Origin of the sequence: Helicobacter baculiformis, assembly GCF_900197685.1 — a bacterium.
In the GTDB taxonomy this organism is placed as follows: Bacteria; Campylobacterota; Campylobacteria; order Campylobacterales; family Helicobacteraceae; genus Helicobacter; species Helicobacter baculiformis.
On record NZ_FZMF01000007.1, the window covers coordinates 26,694 to 33,574 of the forward strand.

The window sequence follows — 6,881 nt, forward strand, 5'->3', positions numbered from 1 at the left end:
GGATTATTACCACTCCCAGCCACCACCTATACGCAATGCCATGTAGTTGGGGATTTTAACACCATTAAAGAGTGTCGTTTGTAACCCTGATTGTATGGAAACATCTAGGATTTTAAACAAACGCACTCCTCCAGTCAAGATCACACCTTGGTGCAGGCTTTTTTTGGCAAGGTTACCCATTGCGCCGAATTTAAGAGCAAACCATCTAAAACTAGCCATTAATCCCCCGCCTGTCATTTGGCTAACAATATTGGGGATCAAGGTCTTATTGGAAGTAAGGTCCAAATCCCATGCTAAGTTGAGCCATTTCCAGCGCCAACCAAGTCCCATGCGCACTTGTGGTTCTATGCGTAAAGCTAATCCATCGCTATAGGAAATCTTAGGAGCATTAAGATACTTGCCCACTAACCCTACACTCACACCTTTAATGCGGTAAACCATACCTAAATCCAAGCCAAAATGGTTTTGGTGCATAAGATTGTTAAAGTTCAATCCGCTGATGGTATTGCTCGTATTATTAATTAAACTATCTAAATTACCCTTTACAGACATGCCATAGCTTAAGCTATAAATATAGCGTGCATCTGCCCCAATAGAAAGCATCCCGAATCGACCAAAATTAATACCTTTAGCGTATCCAAAGGGTACGCTTCCCAGGGCTAAAACTCTCGCTGTCGTAGAATGTTGCGCATTAGGTGAGAACATGGAGGAGCTGTTGAAATTTTGCTCTGAGCTTTGAGAAAAAGTGATGTTAGTAGGGCTAATACCCGCTGAAAGATACTGGAGATTATTGCCCGCTTTAGGAGGAATTTGTGGGATAGAAGCCTTTAAAATAAGTTGGTTATATTTGGGATCAATCTGCACACCAGCTCCTATAAAGCCACTCGCAAAGATTCCCACAGCAAAGGTCCCAATCTCTCTTCTACTTTTAAGTCTAGGGTGGATTTGCAAAACTAAGCCATTTTGACTATCAAGCTGTACACCATTGAGGGAGAGAAAATTTTTAGCGGCATTCGCCATTTTGATAACTGCCTGAGCACTACTACCTTGGTTGGCACTAAAAGTGAGGGGGAATTGCAGATTGTTTTGTGTAAGTAAACTCCCTATGTCTAGACTTGAAAGCGCCTGACTAGATTGACGTGCCGCTGATATCAGAGGAAGGATATTTTTAGACCCCAGTGAGACTCCAAAGCTATAGCCAAGTTTGCTTCTTGCATCCACATCTAATAAGGCTGGATTGTAGTAGAGTCCCCAAGCCGAATTCTCTAACGCGACCCCCGCCCCACCCATCGCAAAACTCGTATCTCCCATTTGTCCGAATTCCAGTGCCCCCATGCTCGCACACATCAACATCCATAATTCAAAACAATACCTAGACCTATTTGCCATTGCGTCCCCTACAATAAATTCTCTATGTCATTGAACTTGTACATGATTAGAATGTTACATTAATGCCAAATCTCAAGGCAAAATAGTTGGGAAATTTAAAAGCTACAAAAGGGACCTTATTACGGAAAGTATTTGGCACATCGCTAGGAAAACTTGTAGAAGCAGCCATATGTTTCAACCCAGATTGTACAGAGAGTTCAAGCCCTACAATACGCAAGATTTTATAGCACAGTCCACCCGTTAAAATCACCCCCTTTTGTAAAACCTGTTCTTTTGCAATATTGCCCATTGCTCCAAAGCGTACCCCTAAACCAAAGGGAAGATTCAAGCCAATACCGCCTCCGACCATGCGGTTATAGCTATTAGGAATTAAAGTTTTATTGGAAGTGAGATCCACATCCATAGCTAAATTGAGCCATTTATAATGATAAGCCATGCCCAAACGCGCTTGAGGTCCAAGAGTGGCTCGGGTGCCACTATTAAAGCGCACCACCGGCTCATTGACATTTTTAAGCACAACTCCTACACTAAACCCCACAATTCTATAAACTATCCCCATGTCTAAAATAAAATGACTCTGCCTTTGTCTGAGCGCTTTATCAGAGAGTAACTCTTTTATCTGAGTGAAGCGCTGATCTTGGGCTTCGAGATCGACACTGTACATATAACCCGCACTCACACCTACCCCAAGCGTACCAAATTTATGCAAGCTAAAAGCTTTAGAATAGCCTACATTGAGACTTCCCAAGCCCAAAGCCCTTAGAGTCATAGAGTCTGCGTTAGAGTTGCGTGCATGGGCTTGCCCGAAAGCGTTGATAAATACACCCACCCCCAGTGCACCTAAACCTTTTTGTTGTCCCGTTTTTTTGCTTTTATGGTCCAAGCGTAATTGAAACGCCAAGCCATCTTGGGTGTTCATATACAGCCCATTATTAGGATTAAAGGAGAGATGAGAGCCTTGAGCAGTGGCTCCAACCAAGCTAGGAAGATTATTCCCGCTTGCGCGTGCACCAACATTAACGCCTAGTCTAAACCGCTTGCTAGTATCCATGTCTAGCAAGGCAGGGTTATAGTAAAGTCCCCACTCAGAATCTTCTAAAGCTACACCAGCTCCACCCATTGCTGGGCTGATACCACCCATCTGTCCAAATTGCAATGCTCCCACACTCCCACAAATTAAGGTGCACAGCCCTGCCAAGCGTGCCGATTGACCCATCTAAAAACTCCTGCAAAATTTCATTCATTTAAGCATATATCGATCCACAATCACCTTAAAAACTAAGACAAGACACAGAATCAAAACGTCCATGCATAGATTTGCAAGCATATATAAAACATTGTTGGCGCTCTTGTATTTAGTAGAAGATTTCACGTAATATGTCATACAACGTATCATATAAAACTCTTTGCATCTAATACTAGGGATTGTGCCTTATCTGCCTAACTAAAGAGCAAAGTATTCTGTTTGGTGGGGGTTTAGAAGCCAATTTTGCGAAGTCATTGTGTCCACACATGGACGCAGGACTAGAAGAACTCTTCTTTGCAGCTGACATACTCCTCATAACTAAAGTTAGGGAATTCTAGCTTTAGTGGAAATAGATCGTAGCTTCAAACAGGACAGCTCGCTTAGGAGTCCTATATTCCCTATGCCAAAGGGTAAAAAAATTAGAAATATAGCTTAATTCTTAAGAAAGTAATTAGACGCAAAGGTGCAAAGAGACTAGACTTTACAGAGTGAGTTCCGACAATAAAATGTTTTAAGATTTATTTTATTAGATATCGTATAGAATCTTTGCGAGTTGGAGCATCAACTCCCAGAGGAAAAGCTATAGAATCTCTTGGTGTGCGAGCTCTGTCAATCCCAAAATTCCTTAGCTTTGATCTCAAGTTATTCGGTGTTAGAGGCGCATGCATGAGAACTGGTTGGGTATTAAAGGCGTTGCCTTGTAGCGTAGCGTTATGGGGAGCAATGGCAGTTGGAGGTGAAGCAGCAAGCTTTGCCTATGATTTGAAATTTGTGAGCTTTACCTACAACTTAGCGGGTAAGGACAACCCCTATTGGAATAGTTTAGTAAACATGAAAAATCGGATTATGCCCGAAATTGGGATTCAATTCGATAAAAACCAATCTTTAATGTTTGGCGGATGGTTTATCCAAAATCTACACACCCATTATAGCTACTTCCCCTATTCTTGGGGGGTTACGATGTATTATAGTGGGGTATGGAAGGATTTTAGGGCTTATGTGGGCATCATCCCTAGAACTTATTCCATCTCTTCTTACCCTCTAGCGGCTTTTAAAAAGCTCTTTTGGTTTAAAGACCCTACCGCTAGAGGGGCAATGTTGCAATACAAGCCCGCTTACAACCCTGATCGCTGGTGGAATGGCTGGGCGGAGTTCATCATAGACTGGTATGGCGGGCGCAACTGGAACAATGGCCCGGCTAAGAAAAATTACAACATGAACCAAATGCTCTACTTTGGTTCTACCGAGTGGTCGTTTTTAAAAGGCTATCTTGGCTTTGGGGGCAGAATTGTAGCCTTCCACAATACTAGCTCTTATAGCATGGGAAGCAAGTATCCCTTTGATGGAAAATCTTACATGAATCAAAACGATGAAACCCCCCTTTGGCCCAATGGTTATCCTTATTTTAGCGGTGAACCTCAAGGGGGCGTGCCCGGAGAATATTCTAACCCCACCGTGCTCGATCGCATTTACTACTATGGCTATATCAAAACCGATCTCAAGCGTCTGATGCCCTATATGGACAAAATCTCTTTTGCCTTTGGCACGATGTCTGAGCAAGAACATTATTGCGTACGTTCGGGGGTGAAGTGCGGACCTAGCCAGTGGTATAATAGTTTTGGGGGGCAATTTGACTTTGTGGCGCAGTATAAGGGCTTTGGTTTCTATGAAAAATACTACTTTTCAGACAAGCCCCAAATGAAATTTTACGCCACCTATGGGCGCGCGCTCTACACCGGGCTACCTTGGTACCACGCGCCTAACTTCCAGCGCCTAGCGTTTTACTATGTCTATAAGAACAAGTTCATGAGCTTGCGTGCGGACGCGTTCTTTAACTTCATGGGCGGGGGCAATGGGCACAGCTTGAATGGGACAGGGGGCAAATGGTACACCACCTTCCAGCAATTTGTAACCCTCTCCATTGACACTAGAGAACTGGTGGACTTTGTGCGTAGCCACCGCCACTAGGCGCGCGCTAAGAAAGTTTGCAGGCGTTCTAAAGCTTGATCGCCTAGCACGAATAGGGCTTGTTTGAGATCAATCCCCCCTTTCTTGCCTAAGAGTGCGACGCGCAATGCGGGCATGAAAGCCCCGGGTTTGAGCGCGTGGGTGTCTAAAAAGGTGTGCAAGAGGGTTTGGATATTCTCTAAACTCTCTAAGGGCGCGTCTTTTAAGATCTGGGCGAATGCTTCTAGCAGGGGTTTAGCTTGCGGGTTTTTAATAGGGTCATAGCTAACAGGGGGGTTTAGCACTTCGTGCACGCCTGTACTCAAGCTCTTAAGGGTGGTGCAACGCTCTTTAAGCGCGCCTAATAACATGTCTTTTTGGAGCGTATTAAGACGATCAAAGGCGGGGGGCAGCTCAAAATCTTGTAAAAGTATCTCTAATTGGGCGTTAGAGGTGGCTTTGAGATAATGGGCGTTGAGCCAGTCTAATTTGTGGGGGCTAAAACAACTGGGCGCGCTATTTAAATCTTTGGCGTCAAAGAGTCTTAGCAATTCTTCTAGGCTAAAAATCTCTTGATCGCCATAACTCCAACCCAAGCGCGCTAAGAAATTCAGCAAAGCCTCTTTAAGATAGCCCAAAGCCTTGTAATCCATCACGCCCATCGCCCCATCGCGTTTACTCAATTTGCGCCCCTGCTCGTTTAAAATCATGGGCACATGGTAAAAATTAGGCAATTTAAAACCTAGGGCTTGGTAAATGAGAATCTGCTTAGGGGTGTTGCTCAAATGATCGTCCCCGCGAATAATATCGCTAATGCCCATCAACGCGTCATCAATGCTTACCACAAAATTGTAAGTGGGCGTGCCATCCGCGCGCGCGATGATGAAGTCGTCTAACTCTTTAGCCTGTACCACCACTACGCCCTTGATCCCGTCTTTAAAGGCGATCTCCCCCTGCAGAGGGGCTTTAAGGCGCACCACAGGCTTAACCCCTTGAGGGGATGTGCCGGTAAAATCTCTATAGCGGCGATCGTAGCGGGGAGTCTCCCCTTTGGCGCGCTGGGTTTCTCTTAAAGCCTCTAGCTCTTCTTTACTCGTGTAGCAATAATACGCCTTGTGCGCCTCTAAGAGTTGTTGGACATAGCTTTGATAAAGCTCTAAGCGTTGAGACTGGTAGAGAATTTCTCCATCAAAGCCCAAACCCATCCACGCAAAGGCTTGCAAAATCGCCTCTGTGGCCTCTTGGCTATTGCGCGCCAAATCGGTGTCTTCAATGCGCAAATAACACTTACCCCCCCGCCCCCTGGCATAAAGATAATTAAACAGAGCCGTCCTCAAGCCTCCAATGTGTAAATGCCCTGTGGGAGAGGGCGCAAAACGGGTTACAACCATGCATGTCCTTTAAGCGCAAAAGTCCTAAAATACGCATTTTAATATAAGCTGACTTAAAAGGGTGTGTATGCTTTGTGTCTTGGATATTGAAACTGTGCCGGATATTGATTTGATCAGACAGGATTTAGACCCCGAAAGTACTTTAGAACCCTTAGAGCTCTGCACTAAAGCTTTTGAGTGGCAAAAAGCTAAAAGCGGGTACGAGTTTTTGCCCCTGTATTGGCATAAGGTGGTGTCCATTGCTGCCGTATTAGCCGATACGCATGGACATTTTATCAAGGTAGGTAATTTTGGCAGACAAGAGGGGCAAAAGAGAGATGAAAAACACTTGGTCGCAGATTTTCTGAGCTTTTTTAACCATCAAAAACCCATGCTTGTTAGTTTCAATGGGCGTAATTTTGATCTGCCAGTGCTCATGCTTAAAGCCCTTGCCTACAACCTAGACGCGCACGCCTTTTATGAGCAAAGCAATAAATGGGAAAATTACCGCTACCGCTACAGCGAAGCGTTCCATATGGATTTGCTCGATAGCCTTTCTCAGTTTGGTGCGCCGCGGCTTAACCTCGATGGGGTGTGTTCTATGGCGGGTTTGCCGGGTAAATTTGGCTTGAGTGGGGAGTGTGTGCATGAAATTTATTATAGTCAAGAGGGCGATCGCATGGAGCGCATTGATCTTTATTGTCAAGGCGATGTGCTCAACACCTATTGGCTTTATCTTAAATACATTCTCTCTAAGGGAGAGTTGATTAAAGAACACTATTTAAACATTTTGGTAGAGTTTAAAAACAAACTCCCCCAAGACAAACCCTATAGCGAGGTTTTCACGCAAGCCCTAGAGCGCGAGATTCAAACTGAGATGCAAGAAGATTAATGTCTAACAATGTGCTACTTACCACTCGCACCGCAAG

The 6,881-nt window shown here is 44.5% G+C and carries 5 protein-coding genes; 2 read left to right on the forward strand and 3 right to left on the reverse strand.

Features of this window, described 5'->3' with window-relative positions:
- Nucleotides 1-6 precede the first annotated feature (6 nt).
- Nucleotides 7-1,389 carry a conjugal transfer protein TraF gene (traF, locus tag C6G87_RS01600; RefSeq protein ID WP_233708955.1) on the reverse strand — a complete coding sequence of 461 codons (1,383 nt, stop codon included), beginning with the start codon at nt 1,387-1,389 and terminating at the stop codon, nt 7-9.
- Nucleotides 1,390-1,435: 46 nt separating this feature from the next.
- Nucleotides 1,436-2,605 (reverse strand): conjugal transfer protein TraF, encoded by a 1,170-nt coding sequence (gene traF, locus C6G87_RS01605; RefSeq protein ID WP_104751803.1) that lies wholly within the window; start codon nt 2,603-2,605, stop codon nt 1,436-1,438.
- 753 nt (nt 2,606-3,358) lie between these two features.
- Between traF (C6G87_RS01605) and C6G87_RS01610 the strand changes: the two genes are divergently transcribed.
- Entirely contained in the window at nt 3,359-4,603 is a 1,245-nt protein-coding gene (locus C6G87_RS01610) for a hypothetical protein (RefSeq protein ID WP_104751804.1), read from the forward strand.
- Here the strand turns inward: C6G87_RS01610 and gltX are convergent.
- Nucleotides 4,600-5,973 (reverse strand): glutamate--tRNA ligase, encoded by a 1,374-nt coding sequence (gene gltX / locus C6G87_RS01615; RefSeq protein ID WP_104751805.1) that lies wholly within the window; start codon nt 5,971-5,973, stop codon nt 4,600-4,602. The two genes, C6G87_RS01610 and gltX, sit on opposite strands and share 4 nt — an antisense overlap.
- A gap of 67 nt (nt 5,974-6,040) precedes the next feature.
- Here gltX and C6G87_RS01620 point away from each other — a divergent pair, with 67 nt between their 5' ends.
- Nucleotides 6,041-6,844, forward strand: a complete 804-nt coding sequence (locus C6G87_RS01620; protein WP_104751806.1) for a 3'-5' exonuclease — start codon at nt 6,041-6,043, stop codon at nt 6,842-6,844.
- The last annotated feature ends 37 nt before the right edge of the window (nt 6,845-6,881 follow it).